This window comes from Rhizobacter sp. AJA081-3, from assembly GCF_017795745.1.
GTDB lineage: Bacteria > Pseudomonadota > Gammaproteobacteria > Burkholderiales > Burkholderiaceae_C > Piscinibacter.
In genome coordinates this window covers 3,750,579-3,769,153 of record NZ_CP059067.1, presented here as the reverse complement: position 1 = coordinate 3,769,153, position 18,575 = coordinate 3,750,579, and the positions used below count along the sequence as shown (strand labels likewise).

Annotated in this window: 19 protein-coding genes; 8 read left to right on the top strand and 11 right to left on the bottom strand. The window is 70.7% G+C overall.

Annotated features, from left to right (window positions below; genetic code table 11):
• Nucleotides 1–42: 42 nt before the first annotated feature.
• A complete protein-coding gene (locus HZ992_RS18030; protein ID WP_209383199.1) occupies nt 43–270 on the bottom strand; it encodes a hypothetical protein in 228 nt (75 codons plus the stop codon).
• Between the two features lie 235 nt (nt 271–505).
• Between HZ992_RS18030 and HZ992_RS18025 the strand changes: the two genes are divergently transcribed.
• The 3 genes from HZ992_RS18025 (at nt 506) to HZ992_RS18015 (ending at nt 4,602) form a co-directional block, all read left to right on the top strand.
• On the top strand, nt 506–1,234 hold the full coding sequence (locus HZ992_RS18025) for a hypothetical protein (protein WP_209383198.1): 729 nt from the start codon (nt 506–508) through the stop codon (nt 1,232–1,234).
• Between the two features lie 44 nt (nt 1,235–1,278).
• Nucleotides 1,279–1,911 carry a dienelactone hydrolase family protein gene (locus tag HZ992_RS18020; RefSeq protein ID WP_209383197.1) on the top strand — a complete coding sequence of 211 codons (633 nt, stop codon included), beginning with the start codon at nt 1,279–1,281 and terminating at the stop codon, nt 1,909–1,911.
• A 108-nt stretch (nt 1,912–2,019) separates the two neighbouring features.
• Nucleotides 2,020–4,602 carry a chemotaxis protein CheB gene (locus tag HZ992_RS18015; protein WP_209383196.1) on the top strand — a complete coding sequence of 861 codons (2,583 nt, stop codon included), beginning with the start codon at nt 2,020–2,022 and terminating at the stop codon, nt 4,600–4,602.
• A gap of 42 nt (nt 4,603–4,644) precedes the next feature.
• On the opposite strand, the gene HZ992_RS18010 is transcribed toward HZ992_RS18015, so the two are convergent.
• The 3 genes from HZ992_RS18010 to HZ992_RS18000 form a co-directional block, all read right to left on the bottom strand.
• Nucleotides 4,645–5,346, bottom strand: a complete 702-nt coding sequence (locus HZ992_RS18010) for a response regulator (RefSeq protein WP_245213098.1) — start codon at nt 5,344–5,346, stop codon at nt 4,645–4,647.
• A 5-nt stretch (nt 5,347–5,351) separates the two neighbouring features.
• Entirely contained in the window at nt 5,352–6,851 is a 1,500-nt protein-coding gene (locus tag HZ992_RS18005; RefSeq protein ID WP_209383194.1) for a PAS domain-containing sensor histidine kinase, read from the bottom strand.
• A gap of 182 nt (nt 6,852–7,033) precedes the next feature.
• Nucleotides 7,034–7,351 (bottom strand): DUF2934 domain-containing protein, encoded by a 318-nt coding sequence (locus HZ992_RS18000; protein ID WP_209383193.1) that lies wholly within the window; start codon nt 7,349–7,351, stop codon nt 7,034–7,036.
• A gap of 208 nt (nt 7,352–7,559) precedes the next feature.
• On the opposite strand from HZ992_RS18000, the gene HZ992_RS17995 reads away from it, so the two are divergent.
• Entirely contained in the window at nt 7,560–8,111 is a 552-nt protein-coding gene (locus HZ992_RS17995) for a phosphatase PAP2 family protein (RefSeq protein WP_209383192.1), read from the top strand.
• A 7-nt stretch (nt 8,112–8,118) separates the two neighbouring features.
• Here HZ992_RS17995 and HZ992_RS17990 read toward each other — a convergent pair whose 3' ends face one another.
• From HZ992_RS17990 to HZ992_RS17980, 3 genes are all read right to left on the bottom strand, one after another.
• Nucleotides 8,119–8,256, bottom strand: coding sequence for a hypothetical protein (locus HZ992_RS17990; protein WP_209383191.1), 138 nt, complete (start codon nt 8,254–8,256; stop codon nt 8,119–8,121).
• Between the two features lie 82 nt (nt 8,257–8,338).
• Nucleotides 8,339–9,964: a chaperonin GroEL gene (gene groL / locus HZ992_RS17985; RefSeq protein WP_209383190.1), complete on the bottom strand. Its 1,626-nt coding sequence runs from the start codon at nt 9,962–9,964 to the stop codon at nt 8,339–8,341.
• Nucleotides 9,965–9,979: 15 nt separating this feature from the next.
• The gene (locus tag HZ992_RS17980) at nt 9,980–10,837 is read right to left on the bottom strand and encodes a Crp/Fnr family transcriptional regulator (RefSeq protein WP_209383189.1); all 858 of its coding nucleotides are present in this window, start codon (nt 10,835–10,837) and stop codon (nt 9,980–9,982) included.
• A 174-nt stretch (nt 10,838–11,011) separates the two neighbouring features.
• On the opposite strand from HZ992_RS17980, the gene HZ992_RS17975 reads away from it, so the two are divergent.
• Nucleotides 11,012–11,146 carry an Hsp20/alpha crystallin family protein gene (locus HZ992_RS17975; RefSeq protein ID WP_209383188.1) on the top strand — a complete coding sequence of 45 codons (135 nt, stop codon included), beginning with the start codon at nt 11,012–11,014 and terminating at the stop codon, nt 11,144–11,146.
• Between the two features lie 24 nt (nt 11,147–11,170).
• Here HZ992_RS17975 and HZ992_RS17970 read toward each other — a convergent pair whose 3' ends face one another.
• The 4 genes from HZ992_RS17970 to HZ992_RS17955 are packed head-to-tail and all read right to left on the bottom strand — an operon-like array spanning nt 11,171 to nt 13,967.
• A complete protein-coding gene (locus HZ992_RS17970; protein WP_209383187.1) occupies nt 11,171–11,599 on the bottom strand; it encodes a universal stress protein in 429 nt (142 codons plus the stop codon).
• A gap of 31 nt (nt 11,600–11,630) precedes the next feature.
• The gene (locus tag HZ992_RS17965) at nt 11,631–12,065 is read right to left on the bottom strand and encodes a host attachment protein (RefSeq protein ID WP_209383186.1); all 435 of its coding nucleotides are present in this window, start codon (nt 12,063–12,065) and stop codon (nt 11,631–11,633) included.
• 46 nt (nt 12,066–12,111) lie between these two features.
• Nucleotides 12,112–13,476, bottom strand: a complete 1,365-nt coding sequence (locus tag HZ992_RS17960; protein ID WP_209383185.1) for a tetratricopeptide repeat protein — start codon at nt 13,474–13,476, stop codon at nt 12,112–12,114.
• Between the two features lie 14 nt (nt 13,477–13,490).
• Entirely contained in the window at nt 13,491–13,967 is a 477-nt protein-coding gene (locus HZ992_RS17955; protein WP_209383184.1) for an Hcp family type VI secretion system effector, read from the bottom strand.
• Between the two features lie 139 nt (nt 13,968–14,106).
• Between HZ992_RS17955 and HZ992_RS17950 the strand changes: the two genes are divergently transcribed.
• From HZ992_RS17950 to HZ992_RS17940, 3 genes are all read left to right on the top strand, one after another.
• Nucleotides 14,107–16,290, top strand: coding sequence for a prolyl oligopeptidase family serine peptidase (locus HZ992_RS17950; protein ID WP_209383183.1), 2,184 nt, complete (start codon nt 14,107–14,109; stop codon nt 16,288–16,290).
• A 22-nt stretch (nt 16,291–16,312) separates the two neighbouring features.
• Nucleotides 16,313–17,422, top strand: a complete 1,110-nt coding sequence (locus HZ992_RS17945) for a helix-turn-helix domain-containing protein (protein ID WP_209383182.1) — start codon at nt 16,313–16,315, stop codon at nt 17,420–17,422.
• A 98-nt stretch (nt 17,423–17,520) separates the two neighbouring features.
• Nucleotides 17,521–18,567, top strand: coding sequence for an alpha/beta hydrolase family protein (locus HZ992_RS17940; protein WP_245213097.1), 1,047 nt, complete (start codon nt 17,521–17,523; stop codon nt 18,565–18,567).
• Nucleotides 18,568–18,575 lie beyond the last annotated feature (8 nt).

The following is an 18,575-nucleotide window of genomic DNA, read 5'->3' as shown; positions in this document are numbered from 1 at the left end:
TTTGCGGTAGATGCGCGGCGGCTGAAGCGGAGCCGGGGAAGCTCAGCGGTCGGCGGCCGGGGCGATCGCGTCGTGGTCGTTGCCGAACAGATGCCTGGCGAACTGCACCAGCGCGTCGAACATGAACCACGTGGCCAGGAAGGCCGCGCATTCGAGCGAAAAGCTGTGGAACTTGTAGAAGAGCTCGGCGATGAGCCACGCCGCCGCGATGGAGGGGAACTGCTCGATCAGGAGGCGCCGGACGGACAACATGCGCAGCAAGGTGAACATCGCTCACTCCTTGTCTCGAACCGGACTCGAGGGGTGCACGGACTCTAGTGCTGCCAGCGCCAGGACGTACCCCTAGCTTCAAGCATCGCGCGCTGCGAAACAGGGGGGAAGAGGTCCCGCGTCAGTTTCATGACGAAATGAAACCCGCGCATCCATTGCACGAAGGTCGACGTACCGCCACGGATTGAGTTCACTCAATCTGCTTCGCGTCACCTGCTTCAGCATGGATCACATCATGAGCATCGCATCACTCGATCGCCGCCCCGCCGCCATGCCGGGATCCGCTTCGCCGCAGCCCGTGGTCTTCGCCCATGCCGGGCTCGCGGGCGAACTGGCGGTTCCCGACGGCTCGACCACGCTGGCCCTGTTCGCGCACGCCACGGCGGCCGGCCGCGATCACCCCGGCTACCGCTTCATGGGCGACGTGCTGCATGCCAATGGCGTGGCCACGCTGTCGATCGGGCTGCGCAATGCCGAGGAAGAAGCGATCTGCGCGCCGCTGGCGAGCGCCCCGGAGCTCACGCAGCGCTTGAAATCGGTGCTGGGCAGCCTCGCGACACACGAGGCCACGCGCCGCCTGCACGTGGCGCTGGTGGGCGTCAACCAGGCGGCCGCGCCCTGCGCGATCTTGGCGCGCCAGCCCGGCCTCGAGGCGATCGGCTCGGTGGTACTGCTCGACGGCCGCGTCGACCTGAGCGATGCCGAGGTCGCCGCCTGGCGCCGCCCCACGCTGTGCATCGCCGGCCGCCACGGCATCGCGCTGTCGGGCCAGCCGCTGGCCGGCGCGCGCTCGCTGCCGCCGCTGCATCGCCTCGTCAAGCTGCGCATGCAGACGCAGCCGCTGGCCACTGCCGGCGCCTTCCAGGCGATGGCCTGCCACCTGGCCACGTGGTTGCAGCCACTTTGTGCCGGGCCCCACGAAGCGGTGTCTGCCGGTGTGACGGAGCTTGCGTCGGCTCAATGACGCGCGCGCCGTGCGGAACATCATCGCCTGCGGAGATGGGGGTGATGACGGTGAAAGAGTTCGGTGCACGGGCTGTCCACGTCGGGCGGCGCGACTGGTCGGGCGAGTACGAGTGCGTGGCGCACCCGCTGGGCGTGGTTGCGCTGCCGCAGTTCGATGCCAGCCCCACTGCCGCGCCCGGTGTGCGCCAGTTGTCCGACCTGTTGCACGGCTGCGGCTTCGCCACGCTGGTCGCCGATATGCAGTCCAGCGAAGAGCAGATCGACGTCGCGCTCCTGTCGCAGCGCCTCGTCGACGTGCTCGGCTGGCTGCACGACCGGCACGCCGGCATGGAGGTCGGCGTGTTCGGTACACGGTCCATCGCCAGCGCAGCGCTGCGGGCGGTGGCGGATCGGCCCGGCATTGCCGCCGCGGTGGTGTCGCGAAGCGCGTCGCCGGAACTGCTCGGTGCGCACCTCGTTCGTGTGCAGGCACCCACGCTGCTGATCGTCGGCGACGAAGACGCGCCGCAGCTTCAGTACCACCGCGCAGCGCTGCGCGAGCTGACCTGCGCGAAGCGGCTCGAGGTGGTGCCCGGCGCGGGCCTGCGGTTCGACGAACTCGGTGCGGGCGAGACCGTGGTGCACCTGGCCGGCGCCTGGTTCATGCGGCACCTGGCTGCGGGCCGGCTGCAGTGACCGGCGCGGCCGGCACGGCCGCCCGGCACGGCGAGAGCCTGCGCGCGCCGTCCGTGTGACGCGCCGACCTCCCTCCGGCGACCCTGCGGCCGCAGGTACAGTCGGCGCATGAGCCTTGTCGAGACGCCGCCGTCGACGACGCGCGCCGGCACGACGGACGTGCGCGTGGTGGGCATCGGCGCATCGGCGGGCGGGCTGGACGCGCTGGAACAGTTCCTCGGGCATGTGCCGCCGACCAGCGGCCTGGCGTGCATCGTCGTGCAGCACCTCGACCCGACGCAGAAGGCCATGCTCGCCCAGCTCCTGCAGCGCAGCACGCCGATGCGTGTGGTCGAGGCCACGGAAGGCATGCGCATCGAGCCCGGTTGCGTCTACGTGATCCCGCCCAACAGCGCGCTGACCGTCGCCGGCGGCGCGCTGCACCTGGCCGCGCCCGAGCAGCCGCGCGGCCTGCGGCTGCCGGTGGACGTGCTGTTCGAGTCGCTCGCGCTCGAGTTGCAGGAGCAGGCGATCGGCGTGGTGCTCTCGGGCATGGGTTCCGATGGGACGGCCGGGTTGCGCGCCATCAAGGCCAAGGGTGGCCTGACGCTGGTGCAGGACCCGGACAGCGCGCAATTCGACTCCATGCCGCGCAGCGCGATCGAGGCCGGCTGCGTCGACATCGTGGCGCCTGCCGACGAGATGCCCAGCCGCATGCTGTCCATGCTGGCGCGCGAGACGCTGCCCGAGATCGCCGCCGGTGATGCGCACGCGCCGCAGGTCGCGCGACCGCCGGGCGAGCCGGTCACCGGCCTGGCGGCCATCCTGCGGCTGCTGCAGCGCCGCGGAAAGCACGACTTCACGTTCTACAAGCACAGCACGCTGCTGCGCCGCATCGAGCGCCGCATGGGCATCCACCGCCTGCCGACGATGGACGCCTACGCCGCCATGCTCGAAGGCAATGAGCAGGAACTCGATCTGCTGTTCAAGGAGCTGCTCATCGGCGTGACCGGATTCTTCCGCGACACGCCGGTGTGGCAGGCGCTCAAGAGCGAGGTGCTGCCCCGCCTGCTCGCCGAGCGCGGCCCGGGGCATCACCTGCGCGCCTGGGTGGTGGGCTGCTCCACCGGCGAGGAGGCCTACTCGCTGGCGATGACCTACCGCGAGGTGCAGGACGCGATGCCGCAGTCTCCTACCGGCAGCTTGCAGGTGTTCGCCACCGACCTGAGCAAGGATGCCATCGAGTCGGCGCGGCGAGGCAGCTACTCGCCGGCGATCTCCGGCGAGGTGTCGGCCGATCGGCTGGCGCGCTTTTTCACCCGCCACGACGATGGCTACCGCATCGCCAAGTCGATCCGCGAGATGGTGGTCTTCGCGCCGCACGACGTGGCCGTGGACCCGCCCTTCACCAAGCTCGACATGCTGAGCTGCCGCAACCTGCTGATCTACCTGACTGCGCCGTTGCAGAAGCGCCTGATGCCGCTGTTCCACTACAGCCTGCGGCCCGGTGGCCTGCTGCTGCTGGGCAGCTCCGAATCGGTGGGGCGCTTCGAGAGCCTGTTCGAGCCGCTGGACGCCAAGCTGCGCCTGTTTCGGCGCAGCGACAAGGCGCAGGCACAGGCCGTCCCCGAATTCCCTCTGCGCGCGGCGGCGGCCTCGCACCCGATTTCGAAGGAGACCCGCGTGCCCGACGACTCGCTCCCACCCTCGACCCTGCAGGCCGCTGCCGACCGCGTGCTGCTGCAGGACATCGCGCCGCCGGCGGTGCTCGTCACCGACCGCGGCGACATCGTCTACATCAACGGGCGCACCGGCAGGTACCTGGAGCCCGCCGCCGGCAAGGCGAACTGGAACATCCACGTGATGGCGCGCGAGGGCATCCGCGCGCCGCTGGCGGCCGCGCTCGACCAGGCGCTGGGGCAAACCGAGCCGGTGCTGCTGGCAGCGTTGCCGGTCGAGGCCGACCCCGGTTCGCCGTTGGTGGACATCAGCGTGCGTGCGCTGGCCGATCCGCCTCTGCTGGCGGGCATGGCGATGGTCGTCTTCCGCGATGTCGGCCCGGCCGAGCCGACGCGCCGGCGCCGGCGCAGCGCCGGCTCGGTCCACCGCGAGCTCGAGGTCGAGCTGCAGCGCACACGCGACGAGGCGCAGGCGCTGCGCGAGGAAATGCGCGCCTCCCAGGAGGAGTTGCAGGCGGCGAACGAAGAACTGCAGTCGACCAACGAGGAGCTGCAATCGACCAACGAAGAACTCACCAGCTCCAAGGAGGAGATGCAGTCGATGAACGAGGAGCTGCAGGCGGTCAACGTGGAGCTGCAGTCGAAGATCGCCGATCTCGAGCTGGCGCAAAGCGACATGCGCAACCTGCTCAACAGTACGGACATCGCCACCCTCTTCCTCGACCGCGACCTCAACGTGCGGCGATTCACCGAACGGGCCCGCAAGATCATCAGCCTGCGCGACAGCGATGTCGGGCGGCCGTTGAGCGACCTGACCACGCACCTCGACTACCCCGAGCTGCAGTCCGACGTGCGCGACATGCTGCGCACGCTGCTGGTGTCCGAGAAGCAGATCCGCGGCGGTGAGGGCCAGTGGTTCTCGGTGCGCGTGATGCCCTACCGCACCCACGACGACGTGATCGACGGCGCCGTCATCACCTTCGTCGACATCACCGCCGCCAAGGAGCTGGAGGCGCGCCTGCGCAACGCCTGAGCGCGCCGGCAACCGTGTGCCTGGCTGCGCCGGGCGGCGGGCTCAGCGCGGACTTGCCGCAGGCGCCATCTGCAGGCTGAACTCCTCGGCCGGCGGGCCGCCTTCGACCAGGCCGTGCTCCAGCCCGTAGCGCACCAGGTCGGCCAACGTGGGCAGCTCCAGCTTCTCCTGGATGCGGCTCTTGTGCGTGCTGATGGTCTTGACCGACAGATGCAGGGCGTTGGCGATGTCGGTCGGGCGCTGGCCCGCGACGAGCCTGCGCAGCACCTCGAGCTCGCGGTCGGAGAGTTGCGCGTGGCGTGCCTCGCCCACGCCGCCGTTGAGCTGCAGCACGACGCGCTCGGCCAGCTCCGGCGTCACGTAGGCGCCGCCGCCCATCACCTTGATCGCCGCACGGATCAGCTCGGTCGAGGCACCGTCCTTGGTGACGTAGCCGTTCGCGCCGGCCTTGAAGGCGCGTATCGCGTACTGCTCCTCGGCATGCATGCTCAGCACCAGCATCGCCACGCGGCCGAACTCGTCGCGGATGCGGCGGATCAGCTCCAGCCCGCTCATGCCCGGCATCGACAGGTCGACGATCACCAGGTCGGCATGCTCGCGGCGCAGCCACTCGAGCGCCTGGAAGCCGCTGCTCGCCTCACCCACCGTCCATCCTTCGCCGGCCCCGGCGAGGATGCGCGAGAGACCCTCGCGCACGACGGCATGGTCGTCGACGATGAGGACGCGTTTGGTGGGCAGCGCCATCGCGTTCATATGCCGTCACCCGCCGTCACGAAGCCTCCCGGGCGAGGCCGGGTGCCCAGCGGCAGCCGCACCGCCAGGCGCGCGCCGCTGCCGGGCGCGTTGCCGTACTCCAGCCAGCCCCCGAGCATGGTGGCGCGCTCACGCATGCCCAGCAGGCCGAACGAACCCTCGCGCTGCATCGCGTCCTTCGGATAGCCGGTGCCGTTGTCTTCGACGACGAGTTCGAACTCGCCGTCATGCTGCTTCAGCAGGACCGTCACATCGGTCGCGCGGGCGTGGCGGGCCACGTTGGTCAGCGCCTCCTGCACCATGCGGAACACGGCGGTCGCCACGCGGTCGTCCACCGGGGCGTCGTTCTCGCTCAGGCGCACGGTGATCTCGATGCCCATGCGGCGGGCCATGTCGCGCGCCAGCCATTCGATCGCCGCATTCAGGCCCAGGTCGTCGAGCATCATCGGGCGCAGATCGGCCGAGATGCGCCGCACCGAGGCGAGCGTGTCGTCGAGCATGGTCATCAGGCCGTCGACGCGCTCCTGCCGCGCCGCCTGCGCGCCGACGCCGGGCAAGGCCGAGAGCTCCATCTTCAGCGCGGTCAGCCGCTGGCCCAGCTCGTCGTGCAGTTCGCGTGCGATGCGGCGCCGTTCTTCCTCGCGCGCCTCGACCACGCTGGTGGACAGCCGGCGCAGCGACTCGCGCGACTGCGCCAGCTCGGCCAGTTCGAGCCGGCGCTGCGTCACGTCGGCCACCACCATCTGCACGGTGGTGCGGCCGTGGTCCGGCAGTGCGGCCAGCGCGATCTCGACCTCGCGCTGCGTGCCATCGGAACGGACCACGCTGCCGTGCACGAGTTCGACGTCGCGATCGCCAGCCAGAGTGCGCCCCATCTGCTCGCGTATCGTGTCGTGCGATCCCGTTGCCAGCAGCCCGTACAGGGCCTGCCCGACGAGCGGTTTGTCGTGGCCGAACAGCCGTTCGGCCGCGTGGTTGGCGAAGACGATGCGGTCGCTCTCGGCGATCCAGATCGCCACCGGCGCCAGCTCGAACACCGAGCGCAGCCGTTGCTTGAAACGCTCGAGCTCGTCGCGCAGCTGGCGCTCCTCGCTCAGGTCGAGCACGAGGGCGGCGAAGAACTGGCGCACGCCATTGCCTTCTGCCATGTCGACGGGCGACAGCGTGATCTCGACCGGGAAATCGCTGCCGTCCAGCCGCGTCGCAGTGGTGTGGCGGTGTCGCGCCAGGCGCTGCTGAAGCAGCTTGGATCCGGCGAACTCGCCCACGTGCGCGGCGTGCTCGGTGCGCTGGCCAAGCGGAATGAAGCGCTCCAGCGACTGCCCGAGCACCTGATGCGCCGTGCAGCGGAACATGCGTTCCGCGGCCGGGTTGAGCGCGACGATGTGCTGGTGCTCGTCGATCATGACGATGGCCTCCTGCGCAGCCTGCAGGATGCTGCCCATCGGGCGATCGAACAGATCGAACGCTGTTTCGGCCTGCGGGCTGGCGCTCATCGCACGGACTGCCGGTGTGGTTTCATCGATTCCATCGAGACGGCGCACGCATGGGCCCTCCATGCTTTCGACTGCGGTCTGCTTGGATCGTAGGTGGAGCCCGCCGGCGCCGGAAGGGCGTTACTTCGCGGGGCTTGATGCAACGCAAATCGGTCGCGATGTACCCCCCAGGGTAAACCCGTTCACTCGCGTTCGATGGCGCCGTCCATCGGTGAATCGCCCTCCATGACCTCCCGGCCCAGCTCGGCTTCGGCGGCCAGCCAGTCGTCGAGCTCGCGGCCGTCGACGCAGCCATTGCGCTGGTACAGGTCGAAGGCGCGGCGTCGGATCATGTCTTCCCGGCTCGGGCCTTCGATGAGCTCGTGATCCTCGGGCGCGGGCAGTTCCAGCGTCGCTTCGGTGTCGGTGTCGGCGGCGGTGGCGACCGGAGTCGACGCTGCGCCCGGCGCGTGGCGGTGCGCATGGCGTTGAGCGTGACTGGGACGGCGGTTCGGGCTCATGAGGTCTCCTGCATCAAGGGCTGATCGGGCTCCGGCAAGCCGGCCGCATGGAAGCTAGCCAAGGACCACCGCGCCCGATTGCGCTCGCTCAACGACACCGGCGTCCGGCAGCGCAGCATGTGTTCAGGACCGATTCATTGAGCCGATTGCCGATGCCGCACTCCCAGCTTCGCCCGCGATCCCGGCCGCTTGCGATCCGCTCGGCCTGATGCCGGATTTCGCCTGGGCACACACCCTGGATACCCAGGTCGCACTCGCCATCGCGAAGGGGGCCACGCCGGGTCTGCGGGCCTTCATGGAAGGACTGTCGGCGGCGCACGGACCGCGCGGCATCGCCGTGCTCACGGCTGCCGTGGCGGCGCTGCTGATCGCGGACCGCCAGCGTGCCGACGCGTTGTGGCTGCTGCTAGTGGTGTTCGGCGGCGCCACCTTGAACCACCTCCTCAAGCACACCATCCAGCGGCCGCGACCGGGCATGGAGTATCTCGGCGCGGTGGCGACCGACTTCAGCTTTCCCAGCGGTCACGCGGCCAACACGACGCTGCTCTATGGCGCGATGGCGGTGCTGCTGATCCGCCATGTGCGTGCGCCCGGCTTGCGCGCTCTGCCTGCAGCGTTTGCCGGATCGGTCGTGCTGCTGGTCGGCAGCAGCCGGCTGGTGCTGGGCGCGCACCGCTTCAGCGACGTGGCCGCGGGCGTGCTGCTGGGGGTGCTGGTGCTGGCGATTGGTGAGGGCGTGCGCCGCGCACTGCAGCGTTGAACCGGGCTCAGGCGGGCATGCCCGGCGCCCGATGGCACAGGCGCTGCAGGTCGTGCAGGACCTTTCGCTGGCCGGAGCCTTCGCAGGTGCAGAAGAAGGCCACGCGGCCCAGGCCGGCACGGAGCGACTCGAGGTAGCTGCGCACCGGGCTCGGTGATCTCGTCGAGCTCCGCGCCGCAGGCATCGGCGATCTCGCGAGCGAGGCGGCGCGTGTGACCATCGCGTGTTCAGAACGGCGGAGCGCCGGCCTCGGGCAGCGCCGGCGCCTTCGGTGCCGGTGCATTGGCAATCATGCAGTCGGTGGTGAGGATCAGCGCAGCGATCGAGGCAGCGTTCTGCAATGCCAGCCGCGTCACCTTGGCGGGGTCGATCACGCCCATCTGCAGCAGGTCACCGTACTCGCGCGTGGCGGCGTTGTAGCCCTGCGCACGGTCGCCGGCCGCGTCGACGCGGTGCAGCACCACCGAGGGCTCGTCGCCGGCGTTCTGCACGATGCGGCGCAGCGGCTCCTCCAGCGCGCGCGAGACGATGCGCAGGCCCGAGTCGTGGTCGAGGTTCGGCCCCTTCAAGTCGGCAAGCACGCGGCGCGCGCGCAGCAGCGCCACGCCGCCACCGGGCACGATGCCTTCCTCAACCGCGGCGCGGGTGGCGTGCAGCGCGTCCTCGACGCGGATCTTGCGTTCCTTCAGTTCCGACTCGGTGGCCGCGCCGACCTTGATCAACGCCACACCGCCCGACAGCTTGGCGATGCGTTCGTCGAGCTTCTCGCGGTCATAGTCGCTGGTGGCGACGTCGCGCTCCTTGCGGATGCTGCCGATGCGGTCGCGGATCGCCGCAGGGTCGCCGGCACCGCCGATGATCGTGGTGTCTTCCTTGCCCACCTCGACGCGGCGAGCCCCGCCCAGGTCGGCCAGCCGCGCCTTGGCCAGCGTGAGGCCGAGCTCGTCATTGACCACCGCGCCGCCGGTGAGCACGGCGATGTCCTGCAGCATGGCCTTGCGGCGGTCGCCGAAACCCGGCGCCTTCACCGCGCAGGTCTTGATCGTGCCGCGCATCGTGTTGATCACCAGCGTGGCCAGCGCGTCGCTCTCCACTTCCTCGGCGATCACCAGCAGCGGCCGGCCGGCCTTGACCACTTCTTCCAGCAGCGGCAGCAGGTCCTGCAGCGACGACAGGCGCTTGTCGTAGAGCAGGATGGCCGCGTCCTCGAGCACGGCGGTCTGCCGCTCGGGGTTGTTCATGAAGTAGGGCGACAGGAAGCCGCGGTCGAACTGCAGGCCTTCGACCACCTCCAGCTCGCTGGCCAGGCCCGAGCCGTCCTCGATCGAGATCGCGCCTTCGCGGCCGACCTTGTCGATGGCGCGGGCGAGCAACTCGCCGATCGAGCGGTCGTTGTTGGCCGAGATGGCCGCCACGTGGGCGATCTCCTGCGAGCTGGCGCAGGGCCGCGCGAGCTGCTTGAGCTCCGCGACCACCGCCTCCACGGCCTGCTCCATGCCGCGCTTGAGGTCCATCGGGTTCATGCCGCCGGCCAGGTAGCGCATGCCCTCGTCGATCATCGCGTGGGCCAGCACGGTGGCGGTGGTGGTGCCGTCGCCGGCCTTCTCGCTGGTGCGCGAGGCCACTTCGCGCAGCATCTGCGCGCCCATGTTCTCGAAGCGGTCCTCCAGCTCGACCGACCTGGCCACCAGCACGCCGGAGTTGACGATCTGCGGCGGCCCGTAGTCACGGTCAAGGATGACGGTGCGCCCGCGCGGGCCCAGCGTCACCTTGACGGCCTCGGCCAAGGTGTCGATGCCGCGGCGCATGCGCTCCCGCGCTTCATCGCCGAAGAGGAGTCTCTTGGCGCCCATGGTCCGACGCTGGCCTCAGGCCACGGCCAGCTCGGGGTGGCGGCGCGCCGTCGCACGCGGACGTGGCGGGATGACACCGGCGCGCCCACCGTCGTCCGCCAGCCCGCGCGTGTTGCGTGTGCAGCCGCGCAGGCCGGCCGCGTCGAGGATCTCGACCTCGCGATTGACCACACGCAGGTAGCCCCATTCGGCCAGTGCCGTGAACGAGCGGCTGACGGTCTCGTGCGCCACGCCGAGCAGGCTGGCGATGTCGCGCCGGCTCATGCGCAGGTACAGGCGCCGCGGCGACTGGCCGCGTTCGGCCATGCAGGCCGACATCCATATCAGGAAGCGCGCCAGCCGCGTCTCGGCGGCCACGGCGGCCATCATCTCGGCGATCTCGCCGGCGCGCGCAAGCTGGCGGCTCAGCGCGAACTGCAGCGCGTGGTCGAGCGCGGGGGCACGTTGGCGCCAGCCGTCGAGCTCGCGCAGCGGCACCGCGAACACCGTCGAATCCTCCAGCGCCACCACGCTGCAGGTGTGGCGGCCGCGGCTGAGCGCCTCGAAGCCCAGCACCTCGCCCGGCCCGCTGAAGGCGAGCACCTGTTCATAGCCGTCTTCCGAAGTCTTCAGGCACTTGAAGCTGCCCGAGCGCACGATGTGGACCGACTCGGGCGAGGCGCCTTCGTGCAGCAGCGCGGCACCGGCGCGCACCCGCCACACCGGCACCGCCAGCTCGGGCAGCGTTCGCATCGCGGCCGGCGGGGTCTCGGCGCCCATTGCGGCCAGCAACTCGGCCAGCGGTGCCGGCACCGAGGCCGTCACGGCACTGCGTTGGACGAACCAGGAATCCCGGCAGCTCAGGCGGTCTTCGGTCGAGGCGGTGTCACTCATGATCTGCTCCAGCGTTGTTTTCAGGACATCTGTCACAGCTTCGCGCGGGCAGGGCTGCGCGGCAATCGGCGGCGGGTGCGTGTCGCTGTGGGAATGACTCAGTCATTGCCGCCCACGATTCCGACACCGCGTTCGGAATATTCCGAACGGCGCCCCTGCGAGCGCCAGCACGGATTGGCCAGCCGCAGCTTTGCGCTGGCCAGCGACATCGACGAAGCCAAGGCCGACGCGAAATACCAGAGTGGCGTGCTGGAACTGCGCCTGCCGAAGAAGGCGACCGGCTCCAGCAAGAAGCTGAGCGTGGGCTGAGCGCGAGCCGAGTCTCGGCGGCGACTACTTCACCAGCATCACCGGCACCGCGGCAAGGTGCACCACGCGCTGGGCCACCGAGCCCAGCAGCAGGCCGCCCAGCGCATTCATGCCGCGCGTGCCCATCACGATGCAGTCGGCATCGCCGTCCGCGGCCAGGCGCACGATCTCCTGCGCGGCCTGGCCTTCGGCAGCCTGCGTGGTCACGGTCTGCAGGCCGCTGTTGCGGGCTTGTGCGAGCGCGGCCTCGAGCAAATCGGCCTGCCGCTGCCGCAGCCCGCTTTCGATCGACTGGAAGTCGAACGGCGGCAGCTCCCCGTAGTAGGCCGGGCTCTCGCGCACATGGACGAGCACGGCACCGACGGCGGCCCCGTGCTTCGCCAACTGGCCAGCGGCCTCGATGGCACGGCGAGCGGCGTCCGAGCCGTCGATGGCGATCAGTACCTTCATCATGTCTCTCTCCTGTCCGCAGGAGGTATCGACTTCACGTCGCCGCCAGCCGCTGCGCCAGCTCGCGGTCGTCCAGCGAGGTGTAGTCGCTCGGCACGGTGCGCAGCACGCGTTGGCGGGCCTGCGTGTCCAGGTGGGCCTTCAGCTCCCCGAGGAAGGGGTTCGAGGCCACCAGCACCAGCCCGGCGCAGCGCCCGGTGGCCAGGCCGGAATTCAGCACATGGGCCACCTCGCGGGCGAAGTGCTCGTGCTCGCGCTCGTGCACGTCGGTGCGCGGCCTGTACTCGGCGCTGCCGGCGCCGTGCTTCCCGCTGGTGACATGCCCGGCTCGGTCCGTGCCGAGCTCGCCGGCCTTTTGTCGGCTCTCGGGATGAACCAGGTCCGCGACGTGCACATACCCCTCGCCCTTGTCGGACATCTCCAGCACGCGCGCCCGCGCGGCATTTGCCACCACCAGCCAGTTCTTCATGGCATCTCGCCTTCTTGTGCCGCGATGGCGACACCCCAGTCCAAATCTAGGAGCCTGGCGAGAGGGTGCGTTGACGCCGCTCAACGCCGCGGTGAAGGCCTGCGGACACCACCCAGCCCTGCACCGGCAGGCCCGCCTCCTGCCTCAGCACGGCGCGCTCGCAGGCGGGGGCGTCGAAGCCGGCCGCACTCAGCGCTGTCTCGACATGGGTGCGCGCATGGGCATAGCGGCCGCTGGTCTGCAGACGCCAGGGCTCGGGCTCGTCGTCCAGCGCCTCGACGGTGAAGACGAAGATGCCGCCCGGGCGCAGCGCGCCGGCTGCCGCCGCGCAGACACCATCCAGCGGCCCGAAGTAGCACAGCGTGTCGGCCGACACCAGCGCGTCGAACGACGCCGGCTCGTGGCGCAGGAAATGCTCCAGCTCGACCTTGAACAGCGCGTCGTAGCAGTCGCGCTGGCGCGCCTTCACCAGCATCGCAGTGGACAGGTCGCAGCCGACGAGCTGCCGCGCGAAGGGCCGCAGCAACGGCCCGCACAGGCCTGTGCCGCAGCCCAGGTCGGCGATGTTCAGCGACGCGTCGGCGCGACGGCGCCCCGCGAGCGCCTGGGCGACGCGTTGCGGCGCCTGGTAGCCCAGCGCGGCGAGTTGGCCATCAAAGTGCGCCGCGAAACTGTCGAACACGTTCTCGACGTAGGCATCGCTGGCGCGCAGCGGGGCATCGTGCTGCCGGATCGCGGCGAGCTGGTGGCGTGCCACGGCGTTGTCGGGGTCTTCTTCCAGCCACTCGCGGTACAGGCGCTCGGCCTCGTCGCGGCGGTCCAGCAGCACCAGTGCGCGGATCACCTGCTCGCGCCCCTGCAACTGCTGCGGCCACAGCGCGATCGCGCGGCTGTTGGCGATCAAGCCCTCGCGGACTTCGCCCAGCTCGATCAGCGTGCGCGACAGTCCGTACCACGCATCGGCGTTGCCGTCGTCGAGCTGCACTGTGCGTTGCCAGGCATGGCGCGCCTGCGCCACGTCGCCCAGGCCGTGCAGCGCGGTGCCGAGGTTGGCCCAGGCCTGGGCCGAACCGGGCTCGTGATCGATGGCCGCCTGGTAGGCCGCCACCGCCTCGGGCGCGCGGCCGTTCTCGTAGAGCACGTTGCCGCGGTTGAGCAGGATGCCGGCATTCGCGGGTGCCCGCTGCAGTGCACGCTCCAGCAGCGCGAGCGCCGCATCGGCGTCGCCCTGGCGATGGCGCAGGATGCCCAGGAAATGCAGCGCGTCTGGCTGCCTCGCATCCAGCGACAGCACCTGCAGCAGCAGGGCTTCGGCGGCATCGAGGCGGTCGCCCTGCAACGCGGCCACGGCAGCCTCGAGCTGCGCGCGGATCTCGGCGGCGTCGGCCGGAGGCGTGATGGCGGGCGTCACGGCGCGCCTGCGGGTCAGGTCACCTTGCCGGTCTTCACGTTCCAGTTGAAGGCGACCGGCGTGCCCAGGCCGCCCTTGGTCGTCTGCGGCGCGTAGGAGAAGTCGATGCTGCCGTAGCGCATCGCCAGTTCTTCGCTCGCGCCGCTGCCGTCGTCGTGCGTGGCCACGGAGGTGATGAAGACCTCCTTCATGGTGATCTTCAGGAAGTCCTTCTGCCCTTCGCCGGCCTTGCGCGCCGACAGCATGGCCGTTCTCACATGGCGGCCGGAGGCGGCCATCTTGGCCAGCAGCGGGGAAGCCTTGTCGTAGCGGTGCACCACGCGCAGCTCCTGCGGCGTGGCCTTGCCCACGCCCGAGCCGCCGCCCGCCGTGCCGCCGCCGCTGTTCGTCAGCCCCCAGCTCCACGACAGCACCTCGATCTCGCCCTTGTGGTCCTTGTGGGTGGATTCGCCATCGATGCCGTCGAACTTGATGAAGGTCGTGGTTGCCATGACGTTGCCTCGCCGGTTGCAGTGCAGCTGCGCAGGGTAGCCCGCTTCGCGCCCCGCCGGGTCCGACGAATTGGGGATGGCGCGCTGGTTTAGCATCCGTCAAACAAGGCGCCGAGCGTGGCGACCTCAGGGGGAATGCATGTTTCGATCCATCGCGCACCGGGGCCGCCTGGCGCTGGCGGCTTTCGCTTGCGGTGCCGTCTCGGCCTTCGCGGCGGCGCCGCCGCCGGCGCCCAGCGAGCCAGTCACCGACACGTTTCACGGCGTGCGCGTGGCCGACCCGTACCGCAACCTCGAGAACGTCAAGAGCCCTCAGACGCAGGCCTGGTTCAAGGCGCAGGCGGAGTACGGCGAGGCGATCCTCTCGCGCATCGACATCCGCGACGAGATGGCACGGCGCGTGGCCGAACTGGGGCGATCCTCCGGCGACCTGGTGCGCGAAGTTGTGCGCTTGCCCGGCGAGCGCCTCTACTACCTGAAGCGGCCAGCCGGCGCGAGCCAGTTCAAGCTGGTGATGCGCGTCGGCCTGAAGGGTGCCGAGCGCGTGCTGGTCGATCCGGAACAGCTCGCCAAGGCGACCGGCGTGCCGCACGCGATCAACTACTTCATGCCCTCGTGGGACGGCCGCACGCTGGCCTACGGCGTCTCGGCCGGCGGCTCGGAGGACGCGTCGCTGCAGCTGATGGACATCGCCAGCGGCAAGCCGATCGGCGCGCCGATCCCGCGCGTGCGCGAGTCCTACGTGAGCTGGTCGCCCGACAGCCGCCACCTCGCCTACAACCAGGTGCGCGAGCTGCCCGACGGCGCGCCGGACACCGAGACCTTCCTCGACACCACCGTGTTCCTGCTGAAGGTCGGCCAGCCGGCGAGCCGTGCCCGGCCGCTGTTCGGCCCGCTGGTCGACACCTCGCTCAAGCTCGAGCGCATCGACGTCGGTTCGATCTACTTCGCGCCCGGTGGCCGCTACATGGTGGCGCGCACCACCGACACCACGGTGCCCGAAGGCAAGCTGTTCGTCGCGCCGGTGGCGTCGCTCGCCGGCCGCCGCATCCCATGGCGGCAGATCTCGTCGGCCGCCGACAAGATCACCGACGTGCAGATGCGCGGCGACACGCTCTACCTGCGCACCTACACCGGCGCACCGCGCGGCCGCGTGATCGCGATGCCGCTGAAGGATGCGGCGCTGGCCCGCGCGCGCGAGGTCGTCGCCGAGCCCACGCAGGGCGTGCTGCGCGAGTTCGGGCTCGGCCGCGATGCGCTCTACACCGAGCTGCAGCTCGGCTTCAACACGCGGGTGATGCGCCACGCGAAGGGCACGCCGCGCGATGGGCAGGACATCGCGCCCGGCCAGGCCGGATCGACCTTCCTGATCGGCGACCCGGCGCACGCGCAGCGCCAGCCCTGGGTCGGCACCAGCAGCTGGACCGACCTGCCGCGCGTGCTGGCCGTCGAGGCCGACGGCTCGACGCGCGACACCGGGCTGCGCAACAGCCAGCGGCCGGCCGGCGCACCGGAGCTCGAAGTCTCCGAGGTGATGGTGCCCAGCCACGACGGCGTGCGCGTGCCGCTGGCGGTGATCCACCGCAAGGGCCTGGTGCGCGATGGCAGCAACCCGACGATGCTGATCGGCTATGGCGCCTACGGCTTCACCTTCGAGGCCTACTACGACCCGCGCGCCCTGGCCTGGCTGGAACGCGGCGGCGTGATCGCCTTTGCCAACGTGCGCGGCAGCGGCGCCTTCGGCGACGAATGGCACCGCGCCGGCTTCAAGACCACCAAGCCCAACACCTGGAAGGACGGCATCGCCTGCGCACGTTGGCTGATCGAGCAGCGTTATGCCTCGCCGGCGACGATGGGCATCTGGGGCACGAGTGCCGGCGGCATCTTCGTCGGCCGCGCGGTCACTGCCGCGCCGGAATTGTTCGCCGCCGCGGTGTTCGACGTCGGCGTGCTCGACGCCGTGCGCTCCGAGGAGTCGGCCAACGGCATCACCAACATCTCGGAGTTCGGCACCGTCAAGGACCCGGCCGAGTTCGCCGCGCTGCTCGAGATGAGCACGTACCACCAGATCAGGGATGGCACCGCCTACCCGGCGGTGATGCTGGTGCACGGCATGAACGACCCGCGCGTGGACGTGTGGAACAGCGGCAAGGCCGCGGCGCGCTTGCAGCTCGCCAGCAGCAGCGGCAAGCCGGTGTTCATGCGCCTGGACGGGCAGGCCGGCCACGGCGTGGGCAGCACGGCGCAGCAGGCGGCCAGCCAGCGCGCCGACATCTACAGCTTCCTGCTGTGGCAGTTCGGCAAGGCCGGCCTCAAGCCCTGAGCGCCGTGGCGAGCACGGTCGCATGGCCACGCCGCTGACGCTGCTCGACGCGCTGCTGCGCGGCACGCTGCTGGCGTTGTTGCTGCTGATGGCCGCGGTACTGCGGCGCGACCGGCCGCGTGCCCCGGCGGCGCTGGCCGGCGTGGCGATCTCGCTCGGCCTGGCCGTGCAGGTGCTCGGCGCCATGCCCTGGATCGAAGATCTCCTGGCCGGCAGCCCGGGGTTTGCCCCGGTGATCGGCATCTCGGTGGCCAACGCGGTGCTGTTCTGGGTCTTCGTCGAGGCGTTGTTCGACGACGAGTTCGTGCTGCGCCCGCGCCACTTGCTGGCCTGGGGTGCTGCCGTGCTGCTGGGCATGCTGAACTGCCTGAGCGCCGGCGTGCACGCCACGCCGCTGCGCGACCTGACGATGACCCTGCAGCGCGCCGTGCCGGTGGTGTTCTCGGTGCTCGCCGTGCTGGCCGCCGCGCGGCACTGGCGCGCCGACCTGGTCGAAGGGCGACGCCGGCTGCGTGCTTTCCTGCTGGTATCCGGCGTCGCCTACACACTGGCCATGCTGCTGGTGCGGCTCGGCTCGGACCAGGGGCGGCTGTCGGCCCTGGCTGCCTTGATCGACGTGCTGGCGCTGCTGGTGATGGTGTCGGCGGCGGCCTGGGGCCTGCTGCGGCTGGGCGCCGGCGAACTGTTCCCGCAGACCGAGCCAGTGGCCCCGCCGGAGCCCGAGGCACAGCACGCGAGCACCGAACCGGCCGCCGTCGCGGCCGATGCGCCCGACCCGGCCGACGAGCGGCTCGCGCTGGCGCTGCAGCGCGCCATGGACGAGGAGCGCGCCTACCGCGACGAGGGCCTGAGCGTGGCCAGCCTGGCCGCGCGGCTCGGCGCGCCGGAGTACCGGTTGCGACGGCTGATCAACCAGCGCCTGGGCCACCGCAACTTCAACGCCTTCGTCAACGGTTACCGGCTGGCCGAGGCCCGCGCCGCGCTGGTCGACCCGCGGCGAGCCGAACTCCCGGTGCTGTCGATCGCGCTGGACGCCGGTTTCCAGTCCATCGGCCCCTTCAACCGCGCCTTCAAGGCCGCCACCGGCCTCACGCCGACCGAGTTCCGGCGGGAAAAGCTGGCCGATTCCTGAAATCGGCCAGGTGTCGCGGCATTCGGCGAGACGCGGCGGCGCAGCATCGACATCGTCCGCTTCACCGGAGGCAGGGGCCTTCGACGTGGAGATGGACGATGACGACGACGACACGAAAGGGATGGGGCCGCGGCCTGCTGGCGGCGATGGCCCTCGGGCTCGGCCTGTCGGGCGGGGCCGCCCGCGCGGCGATGGGCATGACGGAGATCGCCGCCTCCGGCTTCGACGGGCCGATGACCGTGTACTACCCCAGCGACAGCCCGAGCCGCAGGGGCGCCGGGCCCTTCGCGCTCGACGTGGCGGCCGACGGCAGGCCCGTCCGTGGCAACGGCCGCCTGGTGGTGGTGACGCACGGCACCGGTGCCTCGCCCTGGGTCTATGCCGACCAGGCCCGCGCCCTGGTGGATGCGGGCTTCGTCGTCGCGCTGCCGCTGCACCGCGCCGACAACTACCTCGACCACAGCGATGCGCAGGGCGCGCTGGAGCGGCGGCCACTGGAGGTGTCGCGCGCCATCGACCGGATGGGCGAGGACGCGCGCTTCGCGCCGCTGCTCTCGCTCGAGCGCGTCGGCGTGTACGGCATGTCTGCCGGCGGCCACACCGCGCTGACGCTGGCCGGCGGCCGCTGGTCCTATGCCGCCTTCCGCCGCCACTGCGACACGAACCTGGCCGCCGACTTCCAGTTCTGCGTCGGCGTCGTCACCCAGCTGACCGGCGGTATGCTGGATGGACTCAAGCAGTGGGTGGCGCGCACGATCATCGGCTGGCGTTTCGCCGACGAGACGGTGCGCGGCCACGAAGACGCGCGCATCGTCGCCGTCGTGGCGGCGGTGCCCGCGGCAGCGATCTTCGACATGGCCTCGCTGGCCGTGCCGCGCGTGCCGCTGGCCCTGGTCACGGCGCGTCAGGACCGCTGGCTGGTGCCGCGCTTCCATTCCGACCGGGTGTTGCAGGCCTGCGGCAGCTGTGAGCAACTGGCCGATCTGGAGCAAGGCGGCCACGGTGCTTACCTGTCGCCGCTGCCGCCGGGCCTGAGCGGCGTGCTTGCCGAGATGCTGGCCGACCCGCCCGGTTTCGATCGTCCCCTGATGACGGCGGTGCATGCGAAGGTGGCCGAGTTCTTCCGCCGACGTCTGCTGCCCTGACGGGCCGT

Bases quoted from the DNA above. Each gene is read 5' to 3' on its own strand.
- HZ992_RS18005 (WP_209383194.1), bottom strand. From the start codon at position 6,851: ATGAGCGCCAGCCCGCAGGCCGAAACAGCGTTCGATCTGTTCGATCGC.
- HZ992_RS17970 (WP_209383187.1), bottom strand. From the start codon at position 11,599: ATGATGAAGGTACTGATCGCCATCGACGGCTCGGACGCCGCTCGCCGT.
- HZ992_RS18000 (WP_209383193.1), bottom strand. From the start codon at position 7,351: ATGAGCCCGAACCGCCGTCCCAGTCACGCTCAACGCCATGCGCACCGC.
- HZ992_RS17965 (WP_209383186.1), bottom strand. From the start codon at position 12,065: ATGAAGAACTGGCTGGTGGTGGCAAATGCCGCGCGGGCGCGCGTGCTG.
- HZ992_RS18010 (WP_245213098.1), bottom strand. From the start codon at position 5,346: ATGGCGCTGCCCACCAAACGCGTCCTCATCGTCGACGACCATGCCGTC.
- HZ992_RS18020 (WP_209383197.1), top strand. From the start codon at position 1,279: ATGACGGTGAAAGAGTTCGGTGCACGGGCTGTCCACGTCGGGCGGCGC.
- HZ992_RS17955 (WP_209383184.1), bottom strand. From the start codon at position 13,967: ATGGCAACCACGACCTTCATCAAGTTCGACGGCATCGATGGCGAATCC.
- HZ992_RS18015 (WP_209383196.1), top strand. From the start codon at position 2,020: ATGAGCCTTGTCGAGACGCCGCCGTCGACGACGCGCGCCGGCACGACG.
- HZ992_RS17940 (WP_245213097.1), top strand. From the start codon at position 17,521: ATGACGACGACGACACGAAAGGGATGGGGCCGCGGCCTGCTGGCGGCG.
- HZ992_RS17950 (WP_209383183.1), top strand. From the start codon at position 14,107: ATGTTTCGATCCATCGCGCACCGGGGCCGCCTGGCGCTGGCGGCTTTC.
- HZ992_RS18030 (WP_209383199.1), bottom strand. From the start codon at position 270: ATGTTCACCTTGCTGCGCATGTTGTCCGTCCGGCGCCTCCTGATCGAG.
- HZ992_RS17980 (WP_209383189.1), bottom strand. From the start codon at position 10,837: ATGAGTGACACCGCCTCGACCGAAGACCGCCTGAGCTGCCGGGATTCC.
- HZ992_RS17945 (WP_209383182.1), top strand. From the start codon at position 16,313: ATGGCCACGCCGCTGACGCTGCTCGACGCGCTGCTGCGCGGCACGCTG.
- HZ992_RS18025 (WP_209383198.1), top strand. From the start codon at position 506: ATGAGCATCGCATCACTCGATCGCCGCCCCGCCGCCATGCCGGGATCC.
- HZ992_RS17995 (WP_209383192.1), top strand. From the start codon at position 7,560: ATGCCGGATTTCGCCTGGGCACACACCCTGGATACCCAGGTCGCACTC.
- groL (WP_209383190.1), bottom strand. From the start codon at position 9,964: ATGGGCGCCAAGAGACTCCTCTTCGGCGATGAAGCGCGGGAGCGCATG.